The 26,931-nt window shown below is 74.0% G+C and carries 22 protein-coding genes; 10 read left to right on the top strand and 12 right to left on the bottom strand.

Annotated features, from left to right (window positions below):
• The first annotated feature begins 51 nt into the window (after positions 1-51).
• From IF89_RS0114760 to IF89_RS0114750, 3 genes are read left to right on the top strand one after another with little or no spacing between them, the layout of a single operon-like run.
• A complete protein-coding gene (locus IF89_RS0114760) occupies positions 52-2,160 on the top strand; it encodes a putative cobaltochelatase (RefSeq protein ID WP_030766814.1) in 2,109 nt (702 codons plus the stop codon).
• Positions 2,160-2,759 carry a cob(I)yrinic acid a,c-diamide adenosyltransferase gene (gene cobO / locus IF89_RS0114755; RefSeq protein ID WP_030766811.1) on the top strand — a complete coding sequence of 200 codons (600 nt, stop codon included), beginning with the start codon at positions 2,160-2,162 and terminating at the stop codon, positions 2,757-2,759. The genes IF89_RS0114760 and cobO overlap by 1 nt, the downstream gene beginning before the upstream one ends.
• 11 nt (positions 2,760-2,770) lie before the next feature.
• A complete protein-coding gene (locus tag IF89_RS0114750) occupies positions 2,771-4,189 on the top strand; it encodes a cobyrinate a,c-diamide synthase (RefSeq protein WP_051807075.1) in 1,419 nt (472 codons plus the stop codon).
• Between the two features lie 11 nt (positions 4,190-4,200).
• Here the strand turns inward: IF89_RS0114750 and IF89_RS0114745 are convergent, their stop codons facing one another.
• Positions 4,201-4,926: a ZIP family metal transporter gene (locus IF89_RS0114745; RefSeq protein WP_030766806.1), complete on the bottom strand. Its 726-nt coding sequence runs from the start codon at positions 4,924-4,926 to the stop codon at positions 4,201-4,203.
• Positions 4,927-5,024: 98 nt separating this feature from the next.
• Here IF89_RS0114745 and cobC point away from each other — a divergent pair, with 98 nt between their 5' ends.
• On the top strand, positions 5,025-6,476 hold the full coding sequence (gene cobC, locus IF89_RS0114735; RefSeq protein WP_420706917.1) for an Rv2231c family pyridoxal phosphate-dependent protein CobC: 1,452 nt from the start codon (positions 5,025-5,027) through the stop codon (positions 6,474-6,476).
• A gap of 188 nt (positions 6,477-6,664) precedes the next feature.
• Complete coding sequence (locus IF89_RS0114730; protein WP_234327762.1) at positions 6,665-7,897, top strand: CapA family protein; 1,233 nt, start codon at positions 6,665-6,667, stop codon at positions 7,895-7,897.
• A 48-nt stretch (positions 7,898-7,945) separates the two neighbouring features.
• Here IF89_RS0114730 and IF89_RS0114725 read toward each other — a convergent pair whose 3' ends face one another.
• The 9 genes from IF89_RS0114725 to IF89_RS0114685 form a co-directional block, all read right to left on the bottom strand.
• Positions 7,946-8,893, bottom strand: a complete 948-nt coding sequence (locus tag IF89_RS0114725; protein ID WP_030766795.1) for an SCO1860 family LAETG-anchored protein — start codon at positions 8,891-8,893, stop codon at positions 7,946-7,948.
• A gap of 221 nt (positions 8,894-9,114) precedes the next feature.
• Positions 9,115-10,209, bottom strand: coding sequence for an amidohydrolase family protein (locus IF89_RS0114720; protein ID WP_030766791.1), 1,095 nt, complete (start codon positions 10,207-10,209; stop codon positions 9,115-9,117).
• A 30-nt stretch (positions 10,210-10,239) separates the two neighbouring features.
• Positions 10,240-11,301, bottom strand: a complete 1,062-nt coding sequence (locus tag IF89_RS0114715) for an aminotransferase class V-fold PLP-dependent enzyme (protein WP_030766788.1) — start codon at positions 11,299-11,301, stop codon at positions 10,240-10,242.
• 70 nt (positions 11,302-11,371) lie between these two features.
• Complete coding sequence (locus tag IF89_RS0114710) at positions 11,372-12,079, bottom strand: DsbA family oxidoreductase (protein ID WP_030766785.1); 708 nt, start codon at positions 12,077-12,079, stop codon at positions 11,372-11,374.
• Between the two features lie 94 nt (positions 12,080-12,173).
• Positions 12,174-13,622 (bottom strand): peptidoglycan D,D-transpeptidase FtsI family protein, encoded by a 1,449-nt coding sequence (locus IF89_RS0114705; RefSeq protein ID WP_030766782.1) that lies wholly within the window; start codon positions 13,620-13,622, stop codon positions 12,174-12,176.
• Positions 13,623-13,684: 62 nt separating this feature from the next.
• Positions 13,685-14,374: a response regulator transcription factor gene (locus tag IF89_RS0114700; RefSeq protein ID WP_030766781.1), complete on the bottom strand. Its 690-nt coding sequence runs from the start codon at positions 14,372-14,374 to the stop codon at positions 13,685-13,687.
• Positions 14,371-15,675: a sensor histidine kinase gene (locus tag IF89_RS0114695; RefSeq protein WP_030766779.1), complete on the bottom strand. Its 1,305-nt coding sequence runs from the start codon at positions 15,673-15,675 to the stop codon at positions 14,371-14,373. The genes IF89_RS0114700 and IF89_RS0114695 overlap by 4 nt, the downstream gene beginning before the upstream one ends.
• Positions 15,675-16,658, bottom strand: a complete 984-nt coding sequence (locus IF89_RS0114690) for a hypothetical protein (protein WP_030766776.1) — start codon at positions 16,656-16,658, stop codon at positions 15,675-15,677. Before IF89_RS0114690 ends, IF89_RS0114695 begins: the two co-directional genes overlap by 1 nt.
• Before the next feature lie 102 nt (positions 16,659-16,760).
• The gene (locus tag IF89_RS0114685) at positions 16,761-17,543 is read right to left on the bottom strand and encodes an IclR family transcriptional regulator (protein WP_030766773.1); all 783 of its coding nucleotides are present in this window, start codon (positions 17,541-17,543) and stop codon (positions 16,761-16,763) included.
• 127 nt (positions 17,544-17,670) lie between these two features.
• Here IF89_RS0114685 and IF89_RS0114680 point away from each other — a divergent pair, with 127 nt between their 5' ends.
• From IF89_RS0114680 to IF89_RS46995, 4 genes are all read left to right on the top strand, one after another.
• Complete coding sequence (locus IF89_RS0114680; protein ID WP_030766770.1) at positions 17,671-19,200, top strand: aldehyde dehydrogenase (NADP(+)); 1,530 nt, start codon at positions 17,671-17,673, stop codon at positions 19,198-19,200.
• A gap of 117 nt (positions 19,201-19,317) precedes the next feature.
• A complete protein-coding gene (locus IF89_RS0114675) occupies positions 19,318-19,557 on the top strand; it encodes a hypothetical protein (protein ID WP_030766768.1) in 240 nt (79 codons plus the stop codon).
• Between the two features lie 35 nt (positions 19,558-19,592).
• Entirely contained in the window at positions 19,593-20,864 is a 1,272-nt protein-coding gene (locus tag IF89_RS0114670; RefSeq protein ID WP_078628301.1) for a TerD family protein, read from the top strand.
• Positions 20,865-20,966: 102 nt separating this feature from the next.
• Positions 20,967-21,143: a hypothetical protein gene (locus IF89_RS46995; RefSeq protein ID WP_199820505.1), complete on the top strand. Its 177-nt coding sequence runs from the start codon at positions 20,967-20,969 to the stop codon at positions 21,141-21,143.
• A 27-nt stretch (positions 21,144-21,170) separates the two neighbouring features.
• On the opposite strand, the gene IF89_RS0114660 is transcribed toward IF89_RS46995, so the two are convergent.
• Together IF89_RS0114660 and IF89_RS0114655 are read right to left on the bottom strand one after the other, a co-directional pair.
• The gene (locus IF89_RS0114660) at positions 21,171-22,607 is read right to left on the bottom strand and encodes an alkaline phosphatase PhoX (protein ID WP_030766762.1); all 1,437 of its coding nucleotides are present in this window, start codon (positions 22,605-22,607) and stop codon (positions 21,171-21,173) included.
• Between the two features lie 196 nt (positions 22,608-22,803).
• Positions 22,804-24,417, bottom strand: a complete 1,614-nt coding sequence (locus IF89_RS0114655) for a hypothetical protein (protein WP_030766758.1) — start codon at positions 24,415-24,417, stop codon at positions 22,804-22,806.
• Between the two features lie 376 nt (positions 24,418-24,793).
• On the opposite strand from IF89_RS0114655, the gene IF89_RS0114650 reads away from it, so the two are divergent.
• Positions 24,794-26,635, top strand: a complete 1,842-nt coding sequence (locus tag IF89_RS0114650) for an endonuclease/exonuclease/phosphatase family protein (protein ID WP_030766751.1) — start codon at positions 24,794-24,796, stop codon at positions 26,633-26,635.
• Positions 26,636-26,931 lie beyond the last annotated feature (296 nt).

The raw sequence follows: 26,931 nt of genomic DNA, 5'->3' as shown, positions 1-26,931 counted from the left end.
CCGGGGCGGCGCCCCGGTGACGGTCCGCACCTCCCAAGGAGTGAGCAACGCATGAGCACGCCCTATCCGTTCACCGCTGTGGTCGGCCAGAACGACCTGCGGCTGGCGCTCCTGCTGAACGCCGTGAGCCCGGCGGTCGGCGGGGTGCTCGTGCGCGGCGAGAAGGGGACCGCCAAGTCCACCGCCGTGCGCGCGCTCTCCGCGCTGCTGCCGGCCGTCGACGTGGTGCCCGGCTGCCGGTTCTCCTGCGCGCCCGCCGCGCCGGACCCGGACTGCCCCGACGGTCCGCACGAGTCCGGCCCCGGCGGCGCCCGGCCGGCCCGCATGGTGGAGCTGCCCGTCGGCGCGTCCGAGGACCGCCTCGTCGGCGCCCTCGACATCGAACGGGCGCTCGCCGAGGGCGTGAAGGCCTTCGAGCCCGGCCTGCTCGCCGACGCCCACCGCGGGATCCTCTACGTCGACGAGGTCAACCTGCTCCACGACCACCTGATCGACCTGCTGCTGGACGCCGCGGCGATGGGCGCCTCCTACGTGGAGCGCGAGGGCGTCTCGGTCCGGCACGCGGCCCGCTTCCTGCTCGTCGGCACCATGAACCCGGAGGAGGGCGAGCTGCGGCCGCAGCTCCTCGACCGCTTCGGGCTGACCGTGGAGGTCGCCGCCTCCCGCGAGCCCGCCCAGCGGGTGGAGGTCGTCCGCCGCCGACTCGCCTACGAGGACGATCCCGCGGGATTCGCCGCCCGCTGGTCGGGGGACGAGAGCGAGGTCCGCGCCCGGGTGGTGGCCGCGCGGGCGCTGCTGCCGCAGGTCCGCCTCGGGGACACCGCGCTCCTGCAGATCGCCGCGACCTGCGCCGGCTTCGAGGTCGACGGGATGCGGGCCGACATCGTGATGGCGCGGACCGCGACGGCCCTGGCCGCCTGGGCGGGCCGCACGGCCGTGCTGAAGGAGGACGTGCGGCAGGCCGCGCTGCTCGCGCTCCCGCACCGGCGGCGCCGCAACCCGTTCGACGCGCCGGGCCTGGACGAGGACAAGCTGGACGAGATCCTCGACCGGTTCCCCGACGAGGACCCGCAGGACGAGCCCGACCCGGACCCGGAGCCGGAGCCCGGCCCCGAGGGTCCCGAGGGCGGCCCGGACGACGGCGGGGGCGGCCCCGACGGCGGCGGGGTGCCGCCGCAGGGCGGCGGCACGCAGGATGCGCAGGCCCCCGCGGAGACCTCCGACCCCCCGGCGGGATCGCCCGATGCGGCCCCGCAGCCCTCCGCCCAGGAGGCCGGCGGGCCCGAACAGGCCGCCGTACGGGCCGCCGAGCCGTTCCGCACCCGGATGCTGACCGTGCCGGGGCTCGGTGAGGGCGCCGACGGACGGCGTTCGCGCGCCCGGACCGCCCACGGCCGGACCACCGGCGCCCACCGCCCCCGCGGCCGGCTCATGAAGCTGCACCTGGCGGCCACCGTGCACGCGGCGGCCCCGTATCAGAAGGCGCGCGGCCGCTCCGGGCCCGGCCTCGTGGTCCGCAAGGACGACCTGCGCCAGGCCACCCGGGAGGGCCGCGAGGGCAACCTCGTCCTCTTCGTGGTCGACGCCTCCGGTTCCATGGCCGCCCGGCAGCGGATGAGCGCGGTCAAGGGCGCCGTGCTGTCGCTGCTCCTGGACGCCTACCAGCGCCGGGACAAGGTGGGCCTGATCACCTTCCGGGGGTCCGCCGCCGAGCTGGCGCTGCCGCCCACCTCCTCGGTGGACGCGGCTGCCGCCAGGCTGGAGAAGCTGCCCACGGGCGGCCGTACCCCGCTCGCGGCCGGCCTGCTCAAGGCCCACGAGGTGCTGCGGATCGAACGGCTGCGGGATCCGAGCCGCCGGCCGCTGCTGGTCGTCGTCACCGACGGGCGGGCCACGTCGGCCGGCGCCGTCGGCGGCGACCCGCGCGAGCTGACGGCGCGCAGCGCCCGGCTGCTGGCCGCCGAGGGAGTCGCTTCGGTGGTCGTGGACTGCGAGTCGGGTCCGGTCCGGCTGGGGCTGGCCGGAGCACTGGCCGCCGAGCTGCGCGGGCCTGCCGTCACCCTCGAAGGGCTGCGGGCCGACGCGCTGGCCGGTCTCGTGAAGGACGTACGCACCGCTGTGACAACCCCCGCTTCCCACACCCTCAGGAGGGCCGCGTAATGCCTCAGGGACAGCCGTCCGTCGTTCCGGACGACGGACTCACCACGCGCCAGCGCCGCAACCGCCCGCTGGTCTTCGTCCACACGGGACCGGGCAAGGGCAAGTCCACGGCTGCCTTCGGGCTGGCGCTGCGCGCCTGGAACCAGGGCTGGCCGATCGGGGTGTTCCAGTTCGTCAAGTCGGCGAAGTGGAAGGTCGGCGAGGAGAACGCGCTGAAGGTGCTCGGCGCCTCCGGCGAGGGCGGCAGCGTCGTCTGGCACAAGATGGGCGAGGGCTGGTCCTGGGTCCAGCGGGACGCGCAGCTCGACAACGAGCAGGCGGCCAAGGAGGGCTGGGAGCAGGTCAAGCGCGACCTGGCCGCCGAGACGCACAAGCTGTACGTGCTCGACGAGTTCGCCTACCCGATGCACTGGGGCTGGATCGATGTCGACGAGGTCATCGAGGTGCTGCGCAGCCGTCCGGGCAGCCAGCACGTGGTGATCACGGGCCGCAACGCGCCGGAGAAGCTGGTGGAGTTCGCGGACCTGGTGACCGAGATGACCAAGGTGAAGCACCCGATGGACGCCGGCCAGAAGGGCCAGAAGGGCATCGAGTGGTGACGGCGTTCGACATGCCCCGGCTGGTCGTGGCCGCGCCATCGTCCGGCAGCGGCAAGACCACCGTGGCCACGGGCCTGATGGCGGCCTTCGCGGAGCGCGGCCTCGCCGTGTCCCCGCACAAGGCCGGGCCCGACTACATCGACCCCGGCTACCACGCGCTGGCCACCGGCCGGCCGGGGCGCAACCTCGACGCCTTCATGTGCGGGCCGGAGCTGGTCGCCCCGCTGTTCGCGCACGGGGCGGCCGGGTGCGACCTGGCCGTGGTCGAGGGCGTGATGGGGCTCTACGACGGGGCCGCGGGCCGGGGCGAACTGGCCTCGACGGCGCAGGTGGCGAAGGTGCTGCGGGCGCCGGTGGTGCTGGTGGTCGACGCGTCCTCGCAGTCGCGGTCGGTGGCGGCGCTGGTGCACGGCTTCGCCTCCTTCGACCCGCAGGTCCGCCTGGGCGGCGTCATCCTCAACAAGGTCGGCTCGGACCGGCACGAGGTGATGCTGCGGGAGGCCCTGGAGGAGGCGGGCATGCCGGTGCTCGGCGTGCTGCGGCGGGCTCCGCAGGTCGCCACGCCCTCGCGCCACCTGGGTCTGGTGCCGGTGGCGGAGCGGCACGCCGACGCGCTGGCCGCCGTGGCGGCGCTGGCCGGACAGGTCAGGGCGGGCTGCGACCTGGATGCGCTGATGGCCCTGGCGCGCACGGCGCCGCCGCTGGCCTGCGAGCCGTGGTCCCCGCACGGTTCGCCCTCGCCGGCGTCCGGGGCGGCGGACTCCGGGGAAGCGGTCGCCGGCAGCGCACCCGCTCCGGTCGTCGCGGTCGCCGGCGGGCCCGCGTTCACGTTCTCGTACGCCGAGCACGCGGAACTGCTGACGGCCGCCGGCGCCGAGGTCGTCACCTTCGACCCGCTCCGGGACGAGGCGCTGCCCGAGGGGACCGCCGGCCTGGTGGTCGGCGGCGGCTTCCCCGAGGTGTACGCGCCGGAGCTGTCCGCCAACGAGCCGCTGCGGGCGGCCGTCTCTGCCTTCGCGGCGGTCGGCGGCCCGGTGGCCGCCGAGTGCGCGGGGCTGCTGTACCTGGCGCGGTCGCTGGACGGCAGACCCATGTGCGGGGTGCTCGACGCGGACGCGCGGATGTCGGAGCGGCTGACCCTCGGCTACCGGGAGGCGGTGGCGGTGTCCGACAGCTCGCTCGCGGCGGCGGGGACCCGGCTGCGGGGGCACGAGTTCCACCGGACGGTGATCGAGCCGGGCTCGGGGGCGGTGCCCGCCTGGGGGTTCACGCATCCGGAGCGCCGGGTCGAGGGCTTCGTCGTCAAGGGTGTGCACGCCAGCTACCTGCACACGCACTGGGCGGCGGAGCCGTCCGTCGCCCGCCGCTTCGTACGGGCCGCGGCCGCGCGGGCGGCGGCCGTACGGGATGCCGCGGCAGCACGGCGGTGAATCCCGCCCGCTCACTCCGCGATGCCCACCACGAGCCAGATCCCGGCCACCCCGCCCACCGTGCACAGCAGTGTGGACAGGGCGGGGTGCTTGTGGTGCGCCTCGGGCAGGATCTCCGCGGCCGCCAGGTAGAGCAGGAGGCCGCCGAAGAAGCCGAGGTACGCGCCGAGGGGTTCCTCCGGAAGGGTGAACAGCAGCGTGGACGCGGCTCCCACCACGGGCGCCGCCGCGTCCGCGAACAGCATCAGCAGGGCCTTGCGGCGGTCGTTGCCGTAGAGGCGGGTGAGCGTGTACGTGTTGAACCCGTCGGCGAAGTCGTGGGTGACGACGGCCAGCGCCACGGCCACGCCCATCCCGCCGCCGACCTGGAACGCCGCGCCGAGCGCGACCCCGTCGGCGAGGCTGTGGCCGACCATCGCGGCGGCCGCGGTGAGCCCGACCTGCGGGACGCGCGCGCCGTCCTCGGCGCCGTGCGCGGCCTGGCGCACGGCCAGGAGCCGCTCGACGACGTGGGCGACGAGGAAGCCGGCCACGAAGAGCAGCAGGGCGAGCGGAACGCCGAAGACCTCCTCGCCCGCCGCGTGCAGGGCCTCGGGGAGCAGGTCCAGGCCGACCACGCCGAGCATCAGCCCGCCGGCCAGGCCCAGCACGAGGTGGCGGCGGTCGGTGACGCGTTGCGCCGTCCAACCGCCCAGCAGGGTCATGAGGAACGCGCCCAGCGCCACGATCACGGCCATGTGCCCCTGGATACAGACTCCGCCGCCCGGGCGCACGTCCGCGCGCGGGCGACGGGCGTCGCAGTGTTGACGACGGACCGGTGTCCGGTGAGGTGCCGGTGACCGTGACTACGGAGGGAGGCCCCCGGGTGGGCGAGTACACGACCCGGCTGGTGGTCGGGGTCGGCGGGCGTGCGGGGGTCTCCGTCGAGGAGGTCTGCGCCCTGGTCGAGGAGACGCTGCGGGGCGCCGGACTGGCGGCGGAGGCGGTGACGGCACTGGCGACCGTGGACTCGAAGGCGGGCGAGGCGGGGATAGCCGGTGCGGCAAAACGTTTCGGCGTGCCCGTCGTCGGCTACCCCGCGGACCGGCTGGCCGGCGTCGACGTACCGCATCCCTCGGAGGCGGCGCGGGCCGCGACCGGCACGCCCTCGGTGGCGGAGGCCGCCGCCCTCGTCGCGGGCGGGGAACTCCTCGTACCCAAGCGCCGCTCGCTGTCGGCGACCTGTGCGGTCGCCACGGCGCAGGCGCACGACCTGCGCCACCACGGGGACGCCGAGGTGATCGACGCGGGCTCCGGCCTGGAGGACCTCGCGGTCAACGTACGGGCGCACACGCCCCCGGAGTGGCTCAGGCAGCGGATCGCCGCCTCCCTGGGGGACCTCGCCGCCTATCCCGACGGCCGGTCGGCCCGCGCGGCGGTGGCGGCCCGGCACGGGCTGCCGGTCGAACGGGTGCTGCTGACGGCGGGAGCCGCCGAGGCCTTCGTCCTGATCGCGCGGGCCCTGGGCGCCGAACGGCCGGTCGTGGTGCATCCGCAGTTCACCGAACCGGAGGCGGCCCTGCGGGACGCCGGCCACCGTGTGGAGCGGGTGGTGCTGCGGGCCGAGGACGGGTTCCGGCTGGATCCGGCGGCCGTACCGCAGGACGCGGACCTGGTGGTCGTCGGGAATCCGACCAACCCCACGTCCGTGCTGCACCCGGCGGCGGTCCTGGCACGGCTGGCCCGGCCGGGCCGGATCCTGGTGGTCGACGAGGCGTTCATGGACGCGGTACCGGGCGAGCGGGAGGCCCTCGCGGGCCGGACGGACCTCCCCGGACTGGTGGTGCTGCGGAGCCTGACCAAGACCTGGGGGCTCGCCGGACTGCGCATCGGGTACGTGCTGGCCGAGCCCGCGGTGATCGGGAAGCTGGCGGCGGCGCAGCCGCTGTGGCCGGTGTCGACGCCCGCCCTGGTGGCGGCCGAGGCCTGCGTGGCCCCGGCGGCGCTGGCCGAGGCGGAGGAGGCGGCGCGGCGGATCGCGGTGGACCGGGCGCACCTGCTGGCCGGGCTCGCGGAGTTCGAGGAGGTGCGGGTCGCGGGCGAGGCGGAGGGGCCGTTCGTCCTGATCCAGGTGGCGGACGGCGCGCAGGTGCGCAACCGGCTGCGGACCCTCGGCTTCGCCGTCCGGCGCGGTGACACCTTCCCCGGGCTGGACCGGACCTGGCTGCGGCTCGCGGTGCGCGACCGGGCGACGACGGGGCGGCTGCTGCAGGCCCTGGACCGGGCGCTCGCCCTGACGTCCCGCTGACCGTCCGCTCGTCGCCCGCTGACGCCGCCTCCGTGCCCGCTGACCTCGCCGGACCGCGGGGCCTTCGCCGACCTGCGCCTTTTCCCGGGGTTCGGGCGGGGGCCCCACCCGAACGGCCCCCTACGATGGCTGCGGGGGCGGGGCCGTTCGAGGATCCCCGCACCGGTCGAGGACGACGGGGGTCGGGCATGAGAGCATCCGCCGCGACAGGCGCAGCGCTCGCCGGGCTGATGGTGGCGGGCGGCGCACTGTACGCCGTACCGCGCCTGCTGGACGGGGCCGACGCACCCGCCGCGCGGCAGCGGCTCGGCGGCGAGCAGGGCGGCGCGGCGACCTCCCGGCCGACGGCTCCCGCCACTGCGGCGGGTCAGCCGTTCACGCTGGTGGCGACCGGGGACATCATCCCGTACCCGTCGATCATCCAGCGGGCGGGCGACGACGCCGACACGGCCGGGGAGTACGACTTCCGCAAGATACTCGCCGGGGTCAAGCCCGTGGTGTCCGCCGCCGACCTGGCGATATGCCACCACGAGATACCGTACGGGCGGCCCGGCGGCCCCTACACGGGCTATCCCGCCTTCAAGGCCCCGCACCAGCTGGCCGACGCCCTCAAGGACGCCGGCTACGACGGGTGTTCCACCGCTTCGAACCACACCCTGGATGCGGGCTACGAGGGCCTGGCCCGCACCCTGGAGCACCTGGACCGGGTCGGCATCCCGCACGTCGGGTCGGCCCGCAGCGCGGAGGAGGCCAGGGCGCCGGCCCTGCTCTCGGCGGGCGGCGCGAAGGTCGCCCAGCTGTCGTACACCTACGGCACGAACGGCATCCCGCTCCCCGCGGACAAGCCGTGGGCGGTGAACCTGATCGACAAGAACCGGATCATCGCCGACGCCCGGGCGGCCCGGGCGGGCGGCGCGCACGTCGTGGTGCTGAGCGTGCACTGGGGCACCGAATGGCAGACGGCGCCCGACGAGCAGCAGCAGGAGCTGGCACAGGCGCTGACCGCTTCCCGGTCCGCCGACGGCCTTCCCGACATCGACCTGGTCATCGGTACGCACAACCACGTGCCGCAGCCCTACGAGAAGATCAACGGCACGTGGGTGGTCTTCGGGATGGGCGACCAGGTCGCCAGCTTCGTCCCGGCCGACAAGCTGCGCGGCAACCAGTCCTCCGTCCCCCGGTTCACCTTCGCCCCGGCGGCCGACCGACCGGGCCGCTGGGAGGTCGTGAAGGCCGAGTACCTGACGCAGTACTCGGACATGGGCCCGCCGTTCCGCGTCGTCTGCGCGTCCTGCGCGGCCTCGGACGACGCGCTCCCGGCCGCGAAGCGCGAGGAGTACGCGCGGATCGACCGGCAGGTCACCGATGCCGTGATGTCACGGGGTGCGGGCGGTCAGGGACTGACCCGCGCCACCCGTTGAGCACTCCCCTCCGATGTGCTCGCCGGGCGGCGGGACCGTCCGGCGGTCCTACTGGGCCTTGCCCCGCCGGGTCAGGAACAGCGCGCCGCCGCCGAGCGCGAGCAGGGTGAGCGCACCGCCGGTGATGAAGGGGGTGAGGGAACCGCCGCCGGTCTCGGCGAGGTTGACGTCGGCGGGGGTTCCCGTGGTGTTGCCGGGGCCGGCAGGGGTGGTGGTGCCGGTACCCGTCCCGGTCCGGGTCGTGATGCCGGGCCCACCGGGCTGCTTCGTCGTGGGCGCCGGGGCCGTCGGGGACTCGCAGTGCGCCTCGGCCAGCACGATCTCGCCGTCCACCTGCGCCACGTTGAGGGCGAGCGGGTTCACGGCCACCTTCAGCCGGAGCGCGGCCGCGGCGGCCGTGGTGGAGGTGGTCTGCGTACTGGACAGCTCCAGGCTGACCATGCCGACCCCGGGGACCTCTACCTTGGTGGGACCGCCCGCCGTCAGGGTCACCTTCTTGCCGAGCGCGGTCACCGTGCCGAGGACGTTCGCGCTGGCCACCGGCTTCTTGCCGGCTTCGCAGACGGCCTTGGAGGTGACCTTCTCCACCTCGATCAGCGAGAGCAGCGGCAGCCCGGGCACGTGGACGCGGGCCTTGGCCAGACGGGCCTCGGCCTCCGCCTTCGTCCTGTCCGCCGTGGCCGTGGAGGTGGCGACGTCCGCCCGCAGGACGCTGACCGGCTTGTTCCCCTCGACCCCGTCCAGGGTGACGGCCAGCGCCGTCTTCTCGGCGGTCGCGGGGGCGCTGACCTCGTTGAGGGTCGCCTTCAGCGGTACGTGCACCGTCTTGTTGAGCAGGCCCACGTCCAGGCCGGTGCGCAGGACGACGGCGCCGGACCTGCCCTCTCCGCCGGCGGGGGTGCCTCCCGTGGCGGAGGCGGGGGGCGCGGTGAGCAGGGCGACCGCTCCCGTGGCGAGCAGAACGGCCGCGGGCATGCGGAAGGTGTTGCTGTTCAAGGTGGTGGAACCCCCGGGGAGTTGGGCGCCGTCGCGCGGCCAATGGGGGACATCGCTCGCGCAGACGGCTTCGACCCTGGGAATCCTTACTCAATGTGGGTGACGGGGCAGCGAGCTGACATCACTTCACCCCAAAGGGTTGTTTCCGTCCGGGGATTCGATTTGCGGCCCGGCTCACCGCACGGTGCGGCGGGCTCACCGCACCGGGACCGGGCCCGTGCTCAGGCCCTGACCCTGCCGTCGACGACCACGCGGCGCGGCTGCGCCAGGACCCGCACGTCGGCCCGCGGGTCGGCGTCGTAGACCACCAGGTCCGCGGGCGCACCCTCGGTGAGCCCCGGCCGTCCGAGCCATTCGCGGGCCGCCCAGGCCGTCGCCGAGAGGGCGTCCAGCGGCGGGATTCCGGCCGTCACCAGCTCGGCGACCTCCGCCGCGACCAGTCCGTGCGGCAGTGAGCCCCCCGCGTCGGTTCCGACGTAGACCGGGATGCCGGCGTCGTAGGCGGAGCGGACGGTGTCGTAGCGCCGCTCGTGGAGCCTGCGCATGTGCGCCGACCAGCGGGGGAACTTCGCATCACCGCCCGCCGCCAGCTTCGGGAAGGTGGCGATGTTGACGAGGGTGGGGACGATGGCGACCCCGCGCTGCGCGAACAGCGGGATGGTGTCCTCGGTGAGGCCGGTGGCGTGTTCGATGCAGTCGATGCCCGCCTCGACGAGATCGCGCAGCGAGTCCTCGGCGAAGCAGTGGGCGGTGACCCGGGCGCCCAGCCGGTGGGCCTCGGTGATGGCCGCCTCGACCTCGGCGCGCGGCCAGCAGGCCGTCAGGTCGCCGGCGTCGCGGTCGATCCAGTCGCCGACGAGCTTCACCCAGCCGTCGCCGCGCCGGGCCTCGCGGCCGACGTACTCGACCAGGTCGGCCGGCTCGATCTCGTGGGCGTAGTTGCGGATGTAGCGGCGGGTGCGGGCGATGTGCCGGCCCGCCCGGATGATCTTCGGCAGGTCCTCGCGGTCGTCGATCCAGCGGGTGTCGGAGGGCGATCCGGCGTCGCGGACGAGGAGGGTGCCGGCGTCGCGGTCGGTGAGCGCCTGGCGCTCGGCCGTGCCGGCGTCGACCGGACCGTGGGCGTCCAGTCCCACGTGGCAGTGCGCGTCGACCAGCCCGGGCAGCACCCAGCCGGTCACGGTGGTGACCTCGCGGGCGCCGGGCGGGCGCGCGTAGGAGACGCGCCCGCCGACGACCCAGAGCTCGTCGCGGACCTCGTCGGGCCCAACCAGCACCCGCCCCTTCACGTGCAGCACATCGCTCACATCGCTCATGGCGGCACTGTACGCGCGGCCCGCGCGGGGTCAGGAGGCGGAGAGGACGTCCAGGAGCCGGTCCACCTCCGCCTCCGTGTTGTACAGGTGGAACGACGCCCGCAGCAGGCCCGCCCGGGCCGAGGTGAGGATGCCGGCCGCCTGCAGGGCGGGCTGCCGGTCGGCCAGGCCCGGAACGGAGACGATGGCGGAGTCGCCGGGCACGGGCTCGTGCCCGAGGCTCGCGAGCCCGGCGCGGTAGCGGGCGGCGAGGGCGGTGTCGTGGGCGTGCACGGCCTCGACCCCGATGCGTTCGAGCAGGTCCAGGGAGACCTCCGCCGCGTGGTAGGCGAGGAAGGCCGGCGACTCGTCGAAGCGCCGCGCGGAGTCCGCCAGTCGCTGCACGGGGCCGTAGACGGCGTCCCACATGGACTCGGCGGCCACCCAGCCGGCGTGCAGCGGGGTGAGGCCCTCCTGGGCCTCCCGCGAGACGGTCATGAAGGAGGCGCCGCGGACGCTGAGCAGCCACTTGAAGCCCACGGCGACCGTGTAGTCGTACGGCGCGGCGTCGAAGGGGAGCCAGCCGACCGCCTGGGAGGCGTCCACGAGCATCCGGGCGCCGTGCGCGGTGGTCGCGGCGCGCACCGCCTCCAGGTCGGCCTTGCGCCCGTCCGCGGACTGTACGGCGCTCAGTGAGACCAGGGCGGTGTCCGGGCCGACGGCCTCGGCGAGGACCTCCAAAGGTGCGAAGCGCACCTTGAGGTCGTCGCGGACCACGAAGGGGTTGATGACGGAGGCGAAGTCGCCCTCGACGCAGAGCACTTCGGCGCCGGAGGGCAGCGAGGCCGCGACGAGGCCGACGTGGGTGGACACGGCCGCGCCGACGGCCACGCGGCCCTCGTCGACCCCGACCAGGCGTGCGAAGGAGGCGCGGGCCCTGTTCACACGGTCCATGTCGCCGAAGCCGGCGGGGATCCCGGCCCCCGCCGCCTCGGCCAGCTCCCGTACCGCCGCGACGGCGGAACGCGGGACCACGCCGCAGTTGGCGGAGTTGAGGTAGGTGGTGGAGTGGGCGAACTCGGCACGCGTCGCTTCGGCGATCGGAAGGTCCATGCCGTCAACTCTGCGCCAGCAACGCCCCAAAGTCCATTGCCGAATTACCCTCGCCCACTCCAAGCAGTGCTTATACGTGCGGGACGGCGCACGCCCCGCCCGGCTCGCAGGCGTCGGCGGCGGGAGACGGCTCCTCCACCTCGCGTCCGGCCCAGGCCTGTTCCAGGGCGCGGGTGAACACCTCGGCGGGCTGGCCGCCGGAGATGCCGTAACGCCGGTCCAGGACGAAGAACGGCACGGCGTTCGCGCCCAGCTCGGCGGCCTCGCGCTCGTCCGCGCGGACCTCGTCCGCATAGGCGGAGTCGTCGGCGAGGACGGCGCGGACCTCGACCTCGTCGAGGCCTGCCTCGACCGCGACGGCGACCAGCACCTCGGGGTCGAAGACGGACCGCTCCTCGCCGAAGTGGGCGCGGAAGGCGAGGTCGAGCAGCTCCTCCTGGCGGCCGCGGGCGTCGGCCAGGTGCAGCAGGCGGTGGATGTCGAAGGTGTTGCCGTGGTCGCGGCCCTCGGTGCGGTACACCAGCCCCTCGGCGCGGGCGGCTGCCGCGACGTGCTCTTCCATGCCGCGCGCCTCGTCGAGGGTGCGGCCGTACTTCTTGGCGAGCATCTCCACCACGGGGGCGGTCACGCCCTTGGGGCCGTTCGGGTCGAGCTCGAAGGACCGGAAGACGACCTCCACCTCGTCGCGGTGAGCGAACCCGGCCAGCCCCTCGGCGAAGCGGGCCTTGCCGATGTAGCACCAGGGGCAGGCGATGTCGCTCCAGATCTCGACGCGCATGATCCTTCTTCTCTCCGGGGTCGGTGACGAGACGGTTTGCTGTTCAACCATCACCGGTGCGAACCATCCGGTCGGCCGCCCCATTCCCGCCTGCCTACTTCTTCAGCCAGGCCTGCATCATCTTCTGCGCGATGGGCGCGGCCAGCTTCCCGCCGCCGATCTCGGAGCGGTCGGTGTCGGAGTTCTCGATCACCACCGCAACGGCGATCTGCTTGCCGTTCGCCTTGCCGTAGGACGTGAACCAGGCGAGCGGCGCAAGGCTGTTGTCGACCCCTCGCTGGGCGGTGCCGGTCTTGCCGCCCACCTCGGCGCCCGGCACCTGGGCCGGCTTGCCGCCGCCCTCGGTGGCGACCGTGCGCATGGCGTCGCGGATCATGGACGCCGTCCGCTCCTTCATGACCTGCTGGGACTTGGGATCCTTGAAGCTCTCCAGCACGTTGCCGTTCCCGTCGGTGACCTCGGAGACCATGTGCGGGGCGACGAGCTTGCCACCGTTCTCGATCGCGGCCGTCACCATCGCCATCTGGAGCGGGGTGGCCTGGACGTCGAACTGGCCGATACCCGTCTGCGCGACCTGGTCGATCGACATCTTCTTGGACGGGTACTTGCTCGGCGGGTTGGTGCGGACCGGGGTGTCGATCTGGGTGTTGAAGCCGAGCTTCTCGGCCGTCGCGCGCATCTTGTCCTGGCCCAGCCTGAAGGCCAGCTCGGCGAAGACGTTGTTGCAGGACAGCCGCAGGGCGGTACGCACCGAGACGTTGGCGCAGGCCGCCGAGCCCGCCTCGCTGGGCAGCACCGTGCGGGTGCCGGGGATCGTGTAGGGGTCGGGGATGCCGGTCTGCTGGTCGATGTCGGTGACCAGGCCGTTCTCGATGGCCGCGGCGAGGGTGACCAGCTTGAAGGTGGAGCCGGGCGCCTGGGGCTTGCGGAGCGCCACGTTCTCCATGGCCTTGCCCTGGTCGGCCGAGAGCTGGTCCCAGGCCTTCTGGTCGGTGGCGCCGGCGATGCTGCCCGGGTCGAAGGAGGGGTTGTTCACGACGGCGAGGATCTCGCCGGTGACCGGGTCGATGGCGACGGCGGCGCCCTGCTTGCCCTGGAGTGCGTCGTAGGCGGCCTTCTGCACGTCCTTGTCGATCGTGGTGAGGACGTTGCCGGGGTCGGCCCGCTTGTTGGTGAGCATGTCCATCACGGTCTTCAGCCGGCTGTCGGAGCCGTTGAGGACGTTCTTGTAGATGCCCTCCAGCATGGTGGTGCCGTAGGCCTGCGAGCTGTAGCCGGTGACGGGCGCGTAGAGGGGACCGTCGACATAGGTCCGCTTGTAGCCGAAGTCCTTGCCGCCCGTCTTCACCGAGCCGGTGATCGCCTCCCCGCCCACGATGATGTTGCCCAGCGGGTTCTTGTACTGCCCGATGAGGTTGCGGCGGTTGTGCTTGTCGTCTGCGAGGGCCTGGCCTTGGTACGCCTGCACCCAGGTGACGCGGACCAGCAGGGCCAGCACCAGGAGCAGACAGAAGACCGACGCACGCCTGATCGTCTTGTTCATCGCCCGGAAGGACGCCCCGGCGGCCCCGGACGTTCCGCTCTGCCCCGATTGTGGCCGACTTCTCAGCCCTTTTTCATGAGGAAACCTCCCTCGTAGGCCGCGATGACCGCCTGGGTGCGGTCGCGGGAGCCGGTCTTGGCGAGGACCGACGCGACGTGCGTCTTGACGGTCTGCGGTCCGACCCCGAGGCGTTCGCTCATCTCGTGGTTGGACAGACCGGCGCCCATCAGGCGCAGTACGTCGGCCTCGCGGTCGGTCAGCCTCGCGATCCAGGGCGCGGCGGCGGACGGCGTGGCAGCGGCTGCCGCGTGCGCGGCGGCGAGGGAACGGACGGCGGCCGGGAAGAGCAGCGAGTCACCCCGGGCGACGAGCCTGACCGCGCCGATGAGCTCGTCGGGGTCGGCGCGTTTGAGGAGGAAGCCCGCGGCTCCGGCGCGCAGCGCGTCGTAGACGTGGGCGTCGTTCTCGAAGGTCGTGACGACCACGATCCGGGGCGGCGCCTCCATGGTCGCGAGGATCTGCTCGGTGGCCCGGATGCCGTCGATCTCGGGCATCCGCACGTCCATCAGCACCACGTCGGGGGTGAGGGACCGCACGAGCGGGACCGCCTCGGCGCCGGTGGAGGCCTCCCCGACGACCTCCAGGTCGGCCTCGGCCTCCAGGATGACCCGCAGTGCGGTGCGGACCATCCGCTCGTCGTCGCAGAGCACGATGCGCAGCGGCGGCCGGGCCGCCGGTGCGGCGGCTGTCATCGGTCGTCCCCGGCCAGCGGGAGGACCGCGCGCAGCCGCCACCGGCCCCCGTGCGGGCCTGCCTCGACGCTGCCGCCGAGCAGTGCGGCCCGCTCCGCGGAGCCGCGCAGCCCGCGGCCCCCCGTGGTGCGGGTCTGCCCTGCGCCGGGCGGGGCGGGCGGATTGGTCATGGTGATCTCCAGTTCTCGCGGTGCGGTGTCGTGGCCGGCCCGGACCCGGATGCGCAGGTCCACGGGGCCTGCGCCGTGGCGCAGGGCGTTGCTGAGGCCTTCCTGGACGATCCGGTAGGCCTCGCGTGAGGTGATCTCGGGCAGCCGGGACCAGTCCCGCAAGGGCCCGGGATCCTGGTACGCGGTGAGCGGGGTGCCCGAGGCCCGGGCCCGGGCCAGCAGCCCGTCGAGGTCGGCGGCAAGCGTCGGGGCGGGGAGCGGGGCGTGCACGTCCGGGCCGTCCGGCCGGGCCGGAGCCTCCTCGCGCAGCAGGCCCAGTACGGCGTCCAGCTCTCCCACCGTCCTGCGGGTGGTGTCCTCGATCGCCGTGAGTGCCTCCCGTACGAAGCCGGGATCGCGCTCCAGCATCCGCCGGGCGGCGGCCGCCTGGAGGGTGACGGCGCTGAGCGCGTGCCCGACGGCGTCGTGCAGCTCCCGGGCGAGCCGGTTGCGCACGGCCAGCTCGGCGGCCCGCTCCTCGGCCGCGGCCAGCCGGTCCGCCGCCGTGGGACCGAGCAGGACCGGCGCCAGCCGGGCCAGCAGCTCCCCCGCCCCGCCCGCGCACAGGGCGAGCGCGGCGAGCAGACCGACCCCGAGGAGGGGGGCCGTGTACGTCTCGACGCCCGAGTGGAACCACCCGAAGCCCAGCCGGACTTCACGCAGACCGCTGACGAACGGCAGCACGATCAGCACCACCGCCATGGGCGGCACCGCCAGGGTCATGCCGCTGACCAGCGCTCCGACGCCCAGGTGCAGGGTCCACCAGGCCGCGGCCCGCCCCCGCGCCGACCAGGACCGGGCGGGCCCCTCGGCGAGCCGCTCCCCCGGCACGGCGCACATGGCCCGGACGGCGGTCACCGACAACGGCCGGACCAGCCCGTACATCCCGGTGGCGGCGGCCAGCGGGAGGGCCGCGGCGTAGGCGGCGAGGGACAGGGGCAGGGAGGACAGCGCGTTGGCTCCGCCGGCCGCCATGCCGACCCCGACCGAGGCGAGGAGGAAGTACGGCATCAGCAGGGCCCCGCCGAGGATCTGGTGGAGCCATCTCAGCCGGGCTGCCGCTCCCAGCAGCCGTCCCGGGCCGCCGCGCATCAGCTCTCGCGTCGGGATATGAGGAACCGGGTGAGGACGGCGGTGGCGAGTGCTCCGGTGACCATCTGGCCAGCGTAGATCAACTGCGTGGCGGTGGAGGCTCCTTCGGATCCGTCCAGCTGTGTGCCCTGTGAGGTGATCAGCATCCAGGCTCCCCAGGTCAGGGTCGCGGCGGCGCCCACCCAGGTGAGTGCGAGCGGCCACCGCGACGGCAGTGTCCCGCCGCGGGTCAGGAGCAGCACTCCCACGCCTGCGGCGAGCACACAGAGCGCGTGCGCCACGGAGCTCACGGCGCTCTCCACCGCATACGCCTCGGCCTGCTCGCGGCTCAGCCCGACCGTGCCGCCGAAGGCCCGGTGGAGGAACAGCGCCGCCAGGGCCAGGGCGCCCGAGGCCGCGGCTGCCGCCACCACCCCCGTGGGCGACGGCAGCCGCTCTCCCACCGCGCCCTGCCACCGCCGGCCCCAGCGCTTGCGCGCATAGGGCACGAACAGCCCGGCCAGGGCGAGTCCTTGCACCGTGAATCCCGTGTACACGACGCTGAACACCCAGGAGTCCAGGAAGGGCTCCCGCGCGGCCGCCTCGTCCGGGCCGGCTCCGAACCCCAGGGCCCGCACGACCAACTGGGCGGGGAAACCGAGCAGGATCGGAGTCAGCAGCCCGGTGGCCGTGAAGACCGGAACGGTCAGGATCCAGGGGGGCGTTCTCAGCCCCCACGGTCTGGTGAGCAGCAGCGCGAGCACGATCACGCCCGCGTCCATGGCCAGCGTGACGGCATTGGCCGCGATGAGGAACGGTCCGGGCTCCAGCAGCACGCTGCCGTCCGGTATGCCGATCCGGCTGCCGGACAGCCAGGCGGCCTTGAGCGCCAGATACGGCACCGTGGCCGCGACGGCCACCGCCGCGAGGAGGTGCCTGCCGGCCCCCGGCGACGGGGCGGAGGACTGCGGTGCGTGCGTCGTGTGGACGGCTCGTGTGCTCATGCCCCAACGGTCCCCTGCACGGCGGCCCGCCACCTCCCCCTCGATGGGGAACCGCCTCCCCCGTGCGGGGGAGGATCGCCCGGCCGGCTGTCCGACGCACCCTCACATGCGGCGCGTCACCACCGACAACCGGTCGCGCGCCTCGAACAGCGCCGCCTTGATGACCTGCTCGTGCCCCGGCGTCAACCGGGCCACCGGAACCGAGCAGCTCACCGCGTCCCGGGCCGGCGTCCGGTACGGCACGGCCACCCCGAAGCAGCGCAGCCCGAGCGTGTTCTCCTCCCGGTCCACCGCGTACCCCTGTTCCCGTACGAGCTCCAGCTCCTCGATGAGCTGCTCCCGGTCGGTGATGGTGTGCTCGGTGACCGCCTCCAGCCGCCGCGGCAGCAGTGCGCGTACCTCCGCGTCCGAGTGCGTGGCGAGCAGCGACTTGCCGAGTGCGGTCGAGTGCACGGGCAGCCGCCGTCCGACCCGGGTGAAGGGCCGCAGGTAGTGCTGGGACTGCCGGGTGGCGAGGTACACCACGCTCGTCCCGTCGAGGCGGGCCAGGTGGATGGTCTCCGTCGTGTCGTCGGAGAGCCGGTCCAGGGTGGGCCGGGCCGCGGCGACCACCTCGTCGCCGTCGATGTACGAACTGCCCACGAGCAGGGCCCGTACGCCGATGCCGTAGCGCGTCCCCGTCGCGTCCGTCTCCACCCATCCCAGGTTCACGAGCGTGCGCAGCAGCATGTAGAGGCTGGACTTGGGCAGGGAGAGGTCGTTCTGGATGTCGGCCAGGCTGTGCAGCCCGGGCCGGGCCGCGAAGTGCTCCAGCAGCATGACGGTGCGGACCGCCGATTTGACCGGTGCCGCCTGGGCGGGGATCCCCGACTCGGTCGTGGTCATACGCCTGCTCCCCCTCTGGTCGCCTCTTGTCATGCGGAGGACCCGGAAATAGAGTCCGCAGCAGATGTGATCATTCATCCACCGGAACTGCGTTCAGAATACTGAACGATCCAGGAGGCAGTGGGCCATGGCAACGACACCAGTCTGGAGTGTGGACCCCCGCACCGGGAAGCAGCGCGAGCAGGTTGCGGTGGAGGCCACGCCCCGCGAGGTGGACGAAGCCGTGCGGGCCGCCCACGCCGCCCGTGGCGCGCTCGCGGACGCCACCGTCCGCGCCGCGTTCCTGCGCACCGCCGCCGACCTCCTCGACGAGGCCGTCGCCCACGTGATCGAGGCCGCCGACGCCGAGACCGCGCTCGGCCCGGGCCGGCTCACCGGCGAAGTGGCCCGTACCGGCGGCCAGCTGCGCGCCTTCGCCGACGCCGTCGACGAAGGTTCCTACCTCGACGTCCGGATCGACCGGGCCGATCCCTCCCTCAGCCCGCCGCGCCCCGAGCTGCGCCGCTACAAGGTCCCGCTCGGGGTGGTCGCGGTCTACGCCGCCTCCAACTTCCCGCTCGCCTTCTCCGTCCCCGGCGGGGACACCGCGAGCGCGCTGGCCGCCGGCTGCCCGGTGGTGGTCAAGGCGCATCCCGACCACCCGGCCACCTCCGAGCTGTGTGCCTCACTGCTGCGCCGGGCGGCCGTCGCGAACGGTCTGCCGGCCGCAGTGGTGGGTCTGGTCCACGGGTTCGACGCCGGCCTGGAACTGATCCGCCACCCGCTGGTCGCCGCGGCCGGCTTCACCGGTTCCGTCCGGGGCGGGCGGGCGCTGTTCGACGCCGCCGCCGCCCGGCCCGTGCCCATCCCGTTCCACGGCGAGCTGGGCTCGCTCAACCCCGTCGTGGTCACCCCGGCGGCCGCGGCCGAGCGCGCCGAGGAGATCGGCGCCGGCCTCGCGGCCTCGGTCACCCTGGGCGTCGGCCAGTTCTGTGTGAAGCCCGGCCTGGTCCTGGTGCCCGACGGCGCGGACGGTGACCGGCTGACCGGCGCGCTGAGCAAGGCGCTCGGCGAGAGCGGGCCCGGCGTGCTGCTCGACCACCGGATGCGGGAGAACTTCGTCGCCGGAGTGCGTGAGCGCGCCGCGCTGCCGGGCGTCGAGGCGCCCGTCACCCCGGGGCCGGACGGCGATCACACCGTCGGGGCGGGCTACCTGGCGGTGCGGGCCGAGGACCTCCTCGCCGGCGCCGGGTACGACGTCCTGTTGGAGGAGTGCTTCGGCCCGGTCACCGTCGTGGTCCGGTACGCCGGCCAGGACGAGGCGGGCGCGGTCCTCGGACGGCTGGGCGGCAACCTGAGCGCCACGCTCCAGCTGTCGGCCGCCGAGACCGAGGGCGCGCCGGGCCCGGCCGCGGCGCTGATCGGGCAGGTCACGGGCCTGGCGGGGCGGATCGTGGTCAACGGCTGGCCGACCGGCGTCGCGGTGGCCCCGGCCCAGCACCACGGCGGTCCGTACCCGGCCGCGACCTCGCACTCCACCTCGGTCGGCGGCACGGCGATCGAACGCTGGCTGCGCCCGGTGGCCTACCAGTCCGTGCCGGACGCCCTCCTCCCGCCCGAACTCCGCGAGGCCAACCCCCTGAACCTGCCCCGCCGCGTGACCGGCGACCGACGGTGAGGCCGGCACCCGGCCCGCTCCGGCGCCGCCCCAGCACCTGAGCGGCGGCGCCGTGTCCCCGCCGGGTCGCGCGTAATCCCGTTGCCCGCCCGCGCCGCGCGGGGCAGGCTGCGGGGCATGCCGAGACCTCACGGATTCACCTTTGGCCTCCGGGGTGACGACTGCGTCGTCATCACCCACCACGGCCGCCCGGCGGCCACCCTGCGCGGGGGGCGGGCCGCAGCGTTCCTGGCGGAGGTGGAGTCCGGGGACGCACAGCTCGTGATGGCCCGCTGGACCGGCTCGTACAAGTTCGGCAACGAGCGCACCGCGAAGAACCACCCGCGCAACCGGCGCGGAAATATCGCCCGAGGGTAAGGGAACGGCAAAGCACCTCCGGTCGTTCTCCCGGCATGACCGCTATGACCCCTGGATCCAACCTGCCGCTCCCTGCCGTCCGTGTGACGGTCGACGTGGCTGCGCCGGTGCGGCTCGACGTGTCCGCCCTGCTCCTGACGGCGGACGGCAAGGTGCGCTCCGACGCCGACTTCATCTTCTTCAACCAGCCCACCGGCCCCGGTGTCACCTACCGGTCCGGCGGGGGCGCGGCGCCGGACTCGGTCACCGTGGACACCTCCGCGGTGCCCCCGGGCATCGAGCGGATCGTGGTCACGGCCAGCCCGGACGCCGCCGGGCAGACCTTCCAGGGCATCGAGCCCACCGCCACCGTGCGCAACGCCGACGGCGGTGCGGTGATCGCCTCGTTCACCCCGCCGCAGCTGGCCACGGAGACCGCCCTCGTCGTCGTGGAGATCTATCTGCGCGGCGGCGCGTGGAAGGTCCGGGCGGTCGGCCAGGGCTATGCGAACGGCCTGGCCGGCATCGCCACCGACTTCGGGGTCAGCGTCGACGAGGAACCGGCCCCCGCGGCCGCCGCCGCCCCGCCCGCCCCCGCGGCGCCCGCGGCCCCTCCTGCGCCCGCGGCCCCGCCCGCCGGCCACCAGCCCTCCCCCTGGCTGACCGCCGGTGCCGGCACGCCCGCCCCCGTCACACCGGCCCCCGCTCCCGCAGCGCCCCCGGCCGCTCCGGCCGCCCCGCCCGCTGCCGGCAAGATCAATCTGGACAAGGGCCGGGTCAGCCTCCAGAAGAACCAGACCGTCTCCCTGGTCAAGGGCGGCCGTCCGCTGCTGTCCCAGGTCAAGATGGGTCTGGGCTGGGAGCCCGCCTTCCGCGGCCGCGACATCGACCTCGACGCGTCCGTCATCGCCTACGGCCCGCAGCGCAACCACATCGACAGCTGCTACTTCGGCAAGCTGTCCATCCTGAACGGCGCCATCAAGCACTCGGGCGACAACCTCACGGGGGAGGGCGCCGGCGACGACGAGGTGATCGTCGTGGACCTCGGCCGGCTCCCCGCCGAGGCCACGGGCCTGGTCTTCACGGTCAACTCCTTCTCCGGCCAGAAGTTCACCGACGTGGCGAAGGCCTACTGCCGCCTGATCGACGCGGCGAGCGGAGAGGAGCTGGTCCGCTTCGACCTCACCGGCGCCGAGCCGCAGACCGGTGTGATGATGGCGAAGCTGATCCGCCAGTTCTCCGGTGAGTGGGAGATGACGGCCATGGGCGAGTTTGTGAAGTCGCGCACAGTGCGCGGCATGGTCAAGCCCGCCGCCCAGGCACTCTGAGCAGGTGGGCGGGCACGGGCGGCCACCGGAGAGAATCGCGGGTGATGGATGCCACGCGTAATCCGTGGGTGGCTGTCAGTGCCCGCCCGTAGCCTTGGAAGCATGCACGAGACACTCACACCCGCGGGGCCCGCCCGCCCGTCCGCCGCCGAGGCGAACGAGGCGATCCGGCACCTCGTGGAGACCCGGGTGGACGGCGAGTGGCCTTCCGAGGCATATGAGTTCCTGCTCGCCGAATGGGCCGAGGCCTCCCGCGCGGAGGTCACCCCGGCCCTGTGAGGCCCGCAGTCCCGGCCGGGCGGGGCGTCAGTGTGCGCGCCGCCACGGCCCGGTGACGGCCAGCAGGATCCCCGGGTCCTGCAGGCTCGCGAACAGGGTCCGCCCGTCCGGCGAGAAGCAGACCCCGGTGAATTCCGAGTATTCGGGCTCTTCCGGTGTCCCGATGTTCAGCTCGTTGCGCGCCAGCGGGTAGGTGCGTCCCGATGCGGTCGCGCCGAAGAGGTGCTGGAGCCCCGAGCCGTCCTCCGCGATGACCAGGCCTCCGTACGGCGACACCGTGATGTTGTCCGGGCCGTCGTAGCCGCCCGCCGACGGGTCCGCGTTGACCCCGATGAGCACAGTGAGCCGGACCGTGCGCCGCTTGGGGTCGTAGAACCAGACCTGGCCGTCGTGCGCCGTGCCCGGGCTCTCCGCACGGGCGTAGGAGGAGACGAAGTAGGCGCCGCCGTCGGCCCACCACATGCCCTCCAACTTGCGGCCGCGCGTCACCGCGCCGTCCGCGAACTGCTTGCGCACGGGCACGGTCCGCGCGTCGCGGTCCGGCACGTCCACCCAGTCGACCCCGTAGACGGTGCCGATGCGCGTGGCGCGGGAGAGGTCGTCGACGAACCGGCCGGAGCTGTCGATGCACTTGGCGGCCTGGAGCACACCCGCGTCGGCGGCGAGCGTACGGAGCCTGCCGCGCCCGTGCCGGAAGTCGCGGGGCGGCGTCCAGCGGTAGAGCAGCCCGTTCGGGCCGGAGGCGTCCTCGGTCAGGTACGCGTGCCCCTGGCGCGGGTCGATGACCACGGCTTCGTGGTCGTAGCGCCCGAAGGCCTTGATCGGGCGCGGGTCGCGGTTGGCACGGCGGTCGTGCGGGTCGACCTCGAAGACGTAGCCGTGGTCCTTGGTCATGCCGTTCCTGCCGGCGAGGTCGGAGTTCTCCTCACAGGTCAGCCAGGTGCCCCAAGGGGTTGCGCCGCCGGCGCAGTTGGTCGACGTACCGGCGATGCCCACCCACTCGGCGACCTCGCCGCCGCGCCGGACCTCGACCACCGTGCACCCGCCGGCCGCGGCCGGATCGTAGACGAGGCCCTCGGTGAGCGGGACGGGGCGGTCCCAGTTCTCCCGCCTGCCCTTCAGCTCGTGGTTGTTGACGAGGAGGGTGACGCCGCGGTGGCCGGGGAACGCGGCGGTCCCGTCGTGGTGCGACGGGGTGGTCTCGCCGGACTCCAGCCGGGTGACGCCACTGTGCGTGAGCACGCGGTACGCGAAGCCCGCGGGCAGGGCCAGGATGCCGGCCGGGTCGGGGACGAGCGGCCCGTAGCCGGGCTCGCAGGGCCGCCCGAGCTCGTCACGTCCGGTGCCGTCCTCGGCCGCCAGCGCGCCCGGCGCGGTGGCGAGGGCGCCGACCGTGCCGGTGAGCGCGACTGCTGTGCCGGCGATAACGGTGCGGGCGGTGAAGTCTCTACGGCTGAGCGGCATGGGGGCTCCTGGGGGTGGGAGTGGTGCGCCTGTGGTGCGGTCGTCGGCGCACACGCTCCCGGCCGCACGTGAACGGCGGCTGAACTACCCACCAGGCGGAACCGACCGCTTGCCCGTCGGGCGCAATGGCCGACTCCCGGCCAGGAACGGCGCATTGTCGCCGCCGTCCCGCCTCCCCGCCGACGGCGGGCGACCGTCAGGGCCGGCGCGAGCGCGCCTTGAAGGCGGCCTTGCGGGCCTCCTTCGCCGCCCTGCGGTCGGGGTGCAGCCGGCCCATCGCCTCCAGGACGCGGACCGTCGACGGGTGCTCGACACGCCAGACGCGATCGAAGAACCCCGCGTGGTGCGCGGTCAGGGTCCCCATCAGCACGGACAGCTCCTCGGACTCGCCGTCCGCCGCCAGCTGCGCAGCGATCGTGTCGACCGTCAGCCAGAACACCATCTCCGGGGCCGGCGCCGGTACGTCGGCACCGTGCTCCGCCAGCCAGACCCGGGCGAGTCCGCCGAGCTCCGCGTCGTCCAGCACCGCGCGGACCGCCGGCTCGGCCTCCGGCCCGGCCGGCGCGAGGGCCTGCTGGCAGCGCAGCCGGCGCAGGGGGCCGCCCTCGTCGTCCCCCCGGGCGGCGGCGAGCAGCTCGGCGACGGCGGCGGCCGGTTCGCGGCCCGCCATCCACTGCTCGATCTCGGCCTGGGCGGCGTGCTCGGGATAGGAGGCGACCGCGTCGAGCAGCGCGTCGGCGCCCTTGCCGGCCAGTTCGCCGACCGCGGGAGCGTCCACGCCGGCCTCCAGCAGCCGGGCGCGGATGCCGTACAGGCCGAGCGGGGTCAGCCGGACCAGGCCGTAGCGGGAGACGTCCCCGTCGTCACCCTCGTCGTCGTGCCCGGCGTGCGGGTCGTGCCCGTCGTACGGGTCGTGCCCGTCGCGTTGGCCGCGCTCGTGGCCGCCGGCCCCCCGGCGGCCGCGCGGGCCGTCGTCGTCGGCCTGCGCCATCAGCTTCCCGTCGACCGGCCGGAACTCCACCAGGCCGATCGGCTCCAGCTGCCGGAACTGCTCGTCGAGGCGCATCATCGCGTCGGAGACCTGCTCCAGCACGGCGTCGGTCGGCTCCCCCATCCCCTCGGGCGCGACCACCGACGCGGCCATCACCGGAAGCGGGATCGGCCGTTGCGACCGTCCGCCCGAGGAGGCGGTGAGCAGATAGAGGTTGGCGAGGACCGCGTCCAGCAGGTCCGCCTCGCGGCCCGGGTTCCAGTCCAGCCGGTCGAAGTCGATCTCCCCGCCCGCGTCCAGTGCATCGACCAGGCCCTCCAGGTCGGGCACCGCCGCGTCGGCGAGCACCGCCTCCAGGGCAGCCCTCCACAGGTCGAGCACATCGCCGGGGGCGCCACCGGTCACCAGCGCCAGGTCCTCACCGGGCGCGGCCGTGCCGTACGGCCCCCCGCCGGCGCCGCCCGCCCCGCCGGCGCCGCCCGCCCCGCCGTCACCCTCGCTCCCGCCGGCCTCCGCCGCCGCTGCGCCTTCCTCCGGCTCGGTCACGTCCACCAGCCCGGTGTCCACGGCCACGCGCCAGGCCCGGCTCGCGTCCCCGGGAGCGGCCTCGTCGCCGGCGTCCAGGCCGAGGTGGGCGGCCGCCGCGGGCAACTGGTCGACCGCCAGTTCGCCGCCGACGCCGACCCGGACACCGGGCCCGGCCCAGCGGGCCAGCCGCACGGCGCGCGCGAACAGCGGGGCGCCGAGGGCGTCGCGCGCCAGCTCCGCCTCGGAGTGCAGCCGTACCGGCGGCAGTGTGGGGTGCGACTCAGCGGACATCGGGAGGCTCTCCTCGCGGAAGGGGTGGTGACGGGCGGGCCGTGACGGTCCGGCCGGGCGGCCGACCCGTCACGGCCGCCCGAAAACCGGCGACATGGCCGACATGACGGGGCAGTGCGGGCACGGCGGATGTGGCGCAGACGACAGCCGCGGCCGCCGTACGGCGACCCAGCGTAGACGCATATCGGGCGCCGCCGAGGGGCCATCACCGTTGGTTCATCCCACAGTCAGCCGCCGTCTCCTCTGGAGGGCTTGACAACTTTGCTGGCAACACAGGAAATTGACGCGCGTAGACGTTCGGGGGCCGACCAACCCCCGCAGATCTCTGCGTTCGCAGCCTCTCCCCACCCCTCTCCCACACCGGAGTTTCCTGACCATGCGCTCCTCGCATCCCCGCTCCGCCGCCGTCGCGGCCCTCGTCGCCTCCGCGCTGGCCACCGGCCTCCTCGCGGGCTCCGCCGACGCGGCCGAGGGCGCGGCGTCCGCCGATCCGGTACGCATCCACGACATCCAGGGCACCACCCGCATATCCCCGCTCAACGGCAAGCAGGTCGCCGACGTCGAGGGCATCGTGACGGGCGTGCGGACCTACGGTTCGCGCGGCTTCTGGATCCAGGACCCCGACGCCGACGACAACGCCGCGACGAGCGAGGGCGTCTTCGTCTTCACCAACTCGGTCCCGACCGTCGCCGTGGGCGACGCGGTCAAGGTGTCCGGCACGGTCGGCGAGTACATCCCCGGCGGTGTCAACTCCGGCAACCAGTCGGTGACCCAGATCTCCAAGCCGACCGTCGCCGTGGTCTCCTCCGGCAACGCGCTGCCCGAGGCCGCCGCCATCAACGAGTACACGGTGCCCGCCGAGTACACCGCCGCCGGCGACCCGGCAGCCGGCGGCAGCATCAACGGCCTGACCCTGGACCCCTCCCGGTACGCCCTGGACTTCTACGAGTCCCTGGAGGGCATGAACGTCCGCATCGGCACCTCCCGCGTGGTCGGCGCCACCGACCCGTACTCGGAGCTGTGGGTCACGGTCAAGGGCTGGGAGAACGCCGCCAAGCGCGGCGGCACCGTCTACGGCTCCTACGAGTCCCAGAACACCGGCCGACTGCAGATCCAGCAGCTCGCCCCGATCTCGCAGCAGCCCTTCCCGGTGGCCAACGTCGGCGACAAGCTGACGGGCACCACGGAAGGCCCGCTGGACTTCAACCAGTTCGGCGGCTACACGCTGGTGGCCCGCACGCTCGGCACCGTCAAGGCCGGCACCATCGCCCCCGAGAAGACCAAGCCGCAGGCCGAGCAGGAGCTCGCGGTGGCCACGTACAACGTCGAGAACCTCGACCCGACGGACCCGCAGGCGAAGTTCGACGCGCTGGCGAAGGCCGTCGTGGAGAACCTGGCCTCCCCCGACATCCTCGCCCTGGAGGAGATCCAGGACGACAACGGCGCCAAGAACGACGGCACCGTCTCCGCCGAGCAGACCCTCACCAAGTTCACGACGGCCATCACGGCGGCGGGCGGCCCGGCCTACCAGTGGCGGACCGTCAACCCGGAGGACAAGAAGGACGGAGGCGAGCCCGGCGGCAACATCCGCCAGGTGTTCCTCTACAACCCGGCGCGGGTCTCCTTCACGGAGCGTGCCCCGGGCGACGCGGTGACGGCGACCGGCGTCGTCAAGGAGAACGGCAAGACCCACCTGACGCACTCCCCCGGCCGCGTGGACCCGGCGAACCCGGCGTGGGCCGACAGCCGCAAGCCGCTCGCCGGCGAGTTCGTCTTCCGCGGCAAGACGGTCTTCGTGATCGCCAACCACTTCGGCTCCAAGGGCGGCGACGAGGGCCTGACCTCGCACCACCAGCCGCCGCTGCGTTCCTCGGAGGCCAAGCGGCTGCTCCAGGCGCAGGCCGTGAACGGCTTCGTGAAGCAGATCCTGGCGGAGGACAAGAACGCCAACGTCCTGGTCCTCGGTGACATCAACGACTTCGAGTTCTCGGCGACCACGGACGCGCTCGCGGACGGCGGGGCGCTGTACCCGGCGATCAAGTCGCTGCCGAAGAGCGAGCGGTACTCGTACGTCTACCAGGGCAACGCGCAGGTCCTGGACCAGATCCTGACCAGCCCGGCCATCAAGAAGTTCACGTACGACAGCGTGCACATCAACGCGGAGTTCGCCGAGCAGAACAGCGACCACGACCCGCAGGTGCTGCGCTTCCGCCCGTAACGGGGGCCGGATGCCGCAGGGCCCGGCCGCCGTCCCGGCCGGGCCCTGCCCCACCCGCCCCGGCGGGCCCGCGGACGCGGCTGCGGGCCGATCCGGCCAGCCGGCGAGGAGCGGCGCACGGCGGCCCACCGCTTCTCCGAGCGGCTGGGCCACGCACGCGGCCCCGAGGGCTGCACGCCGGATCCCAACCGGCCGTGAGCAGTTCCTCCCGTGTCGGGAGGGGGACTTTCGGCCCTAGCGTGACGCTCGCCACATCTCTACCGAATGGGCCGGTTGTGGTGTTGAGTGTCTGCACG

This window comes from Streptomyces sp. NRRL F-2664, from assembly GCF_000719345.1.
GTDB lineage: Bacteria > Actinomycetota > Actinomycetes > Streptomycetales > Streptomycetaceae > Streptomyces.
Note: the sequence above shows the minus strand (reverse complement) of the source record. Positions and strands in the feature narration are given on the sequence as shown.

Coding starts and splice junctions, on each gene's coding strand:
- IF89_RS0114760 (WP_030766814.1), top strand. CDS start 52: ATGAGCACGCCCTATCCGTTCACCGCTGTGGTCGGCCAGAACGACCTG.
- IF89_RS0114710 (WP_030766785.1), bottom strand. CDS start 12,079: ATGCGCGTCGAGATCTGGAGCGACATCGCCTGCCCCTGGTGCTACATC.
- IF89_RS0114715 (WP_030766788.1), bottom strand. CDS start 11,301: ATGGACCTTCCGATCGCCGAAGCGACGCGTGCCGAGTTCGCCCACTCC.
- cobO (WP_030766811.1), top strand. CDS start 2,160: ATGCCTCAGGGACAGCCGTCCGTCGTTCCGGACGACGGACTCACCACG.
- IF89_RS0114675 (WP_030766768.1), top strand. CDS start 19,318: ATGCCGAGACCTCACGGATTCACCTTTGGCCTCCGGGGTGACGACTGC.
- IF89_RS0114660 (WP_030766762.1), bottom strand. CDS start 22,607: ATGCCGCTCAGCCGTAGAGACTTCACCGCCCGCACCGTTATCGCCGGC.
- IF89_RS0114655 (WP_030766758.1), bottom strand. CDS start 24,417: ATGTCCGCTGAGTCGCACCCCACACTGCCGCCGGTACGGCTGCACTCC.
- IF89_RS0114750 (WP_051807075.1), top strand. CDS start 2,771: ATGCCCCGGCTGGTCGTGGCCGCGCCATCGTCCGGCAGCGGCAAGACC.
- IF89_RS0114650 (WP_030766751.1), top strand. CDS start 24,794: ATGCGCTCCTCGCATCCCCGCTCCGCCGCCGTCGCGGCCCTCGTCGCC.
- IF89_RS46995 (WP_199820505.1), top strand. CDS start 20,967: ATGCACGAGACACTCACACCCGCGGGGCCCGCCCGCCCGTCCGCCGCC.
- IF89_RS0114730 (WP_234327762.1), top strand. CDS start 6,665: ATGAGAGCATCCGCCGCGACAGGCGCAGCGCTCGCCGGGCTGATGGTG.
- IF89_RS0114685 (WP_030766773.1), bottom strand. CDS start 17,543: ATGACCACGACCGAGTCGGGGATCCCCGCCCAGGCGGCACCGGTCAAA.
- IF89_RS0114670 (WP_078628301.1), top strand. CDS start 19,593: ATGACCGCTATGACCCCTGGATCCAACCTGCCGCTCCCTGCCGTCCGT.
- IF89_RS0114720 (WP_030766791.1), bottom strand. CDS start 10,209: ATGAGCGATGTGAGCGATGTGCTGCACGTGAAGGGGCGGGTGCTGGTT.
- IF89_RS0114695 (WP_030766779.1), bottom strand. CDS start 15,675: ATGCGCGGCGGCCCGGGACGGCTGCTGGGAGCGGCAGCCCGGCTGAGA.
- IF89_RS0114745 (WP_030766806.1), bottom strand. CDS start 4,926: ATGGCCGTGATCGTGGCGCTGGGCGCGTTCCTCATGACCCTGCTGGGC.
- IF89_RS0114690 (WP_030766776.1), bottom strand. CDS start 16,658: ATGAGCACACGAGCCGTCCACACGACGCACGCACCGCAGTCCTCCGCC.
- IF89_RS0114700 (WP_030766781.1), bottom strand. CDS start 14,374: ATGACAGCCGCCGCACCGGCGGCCCGGCCGCCGCTGCGCATCGTGCTC.
- IF89_RS0114705 (WP_030766782.1), bottom strand. CDS start 13,622: ATGAACAAGACGATCAGGCGTGCGTCGGTCTTCTGTCTGCTCCTGGTG.
- IF89_RS0114680 (WP_030766770.1), top strand. CDS start 17,671: ATGGCAACGACACCAGTCTGGAGTGTGGACCCCCGCACCGGGAAGCAG.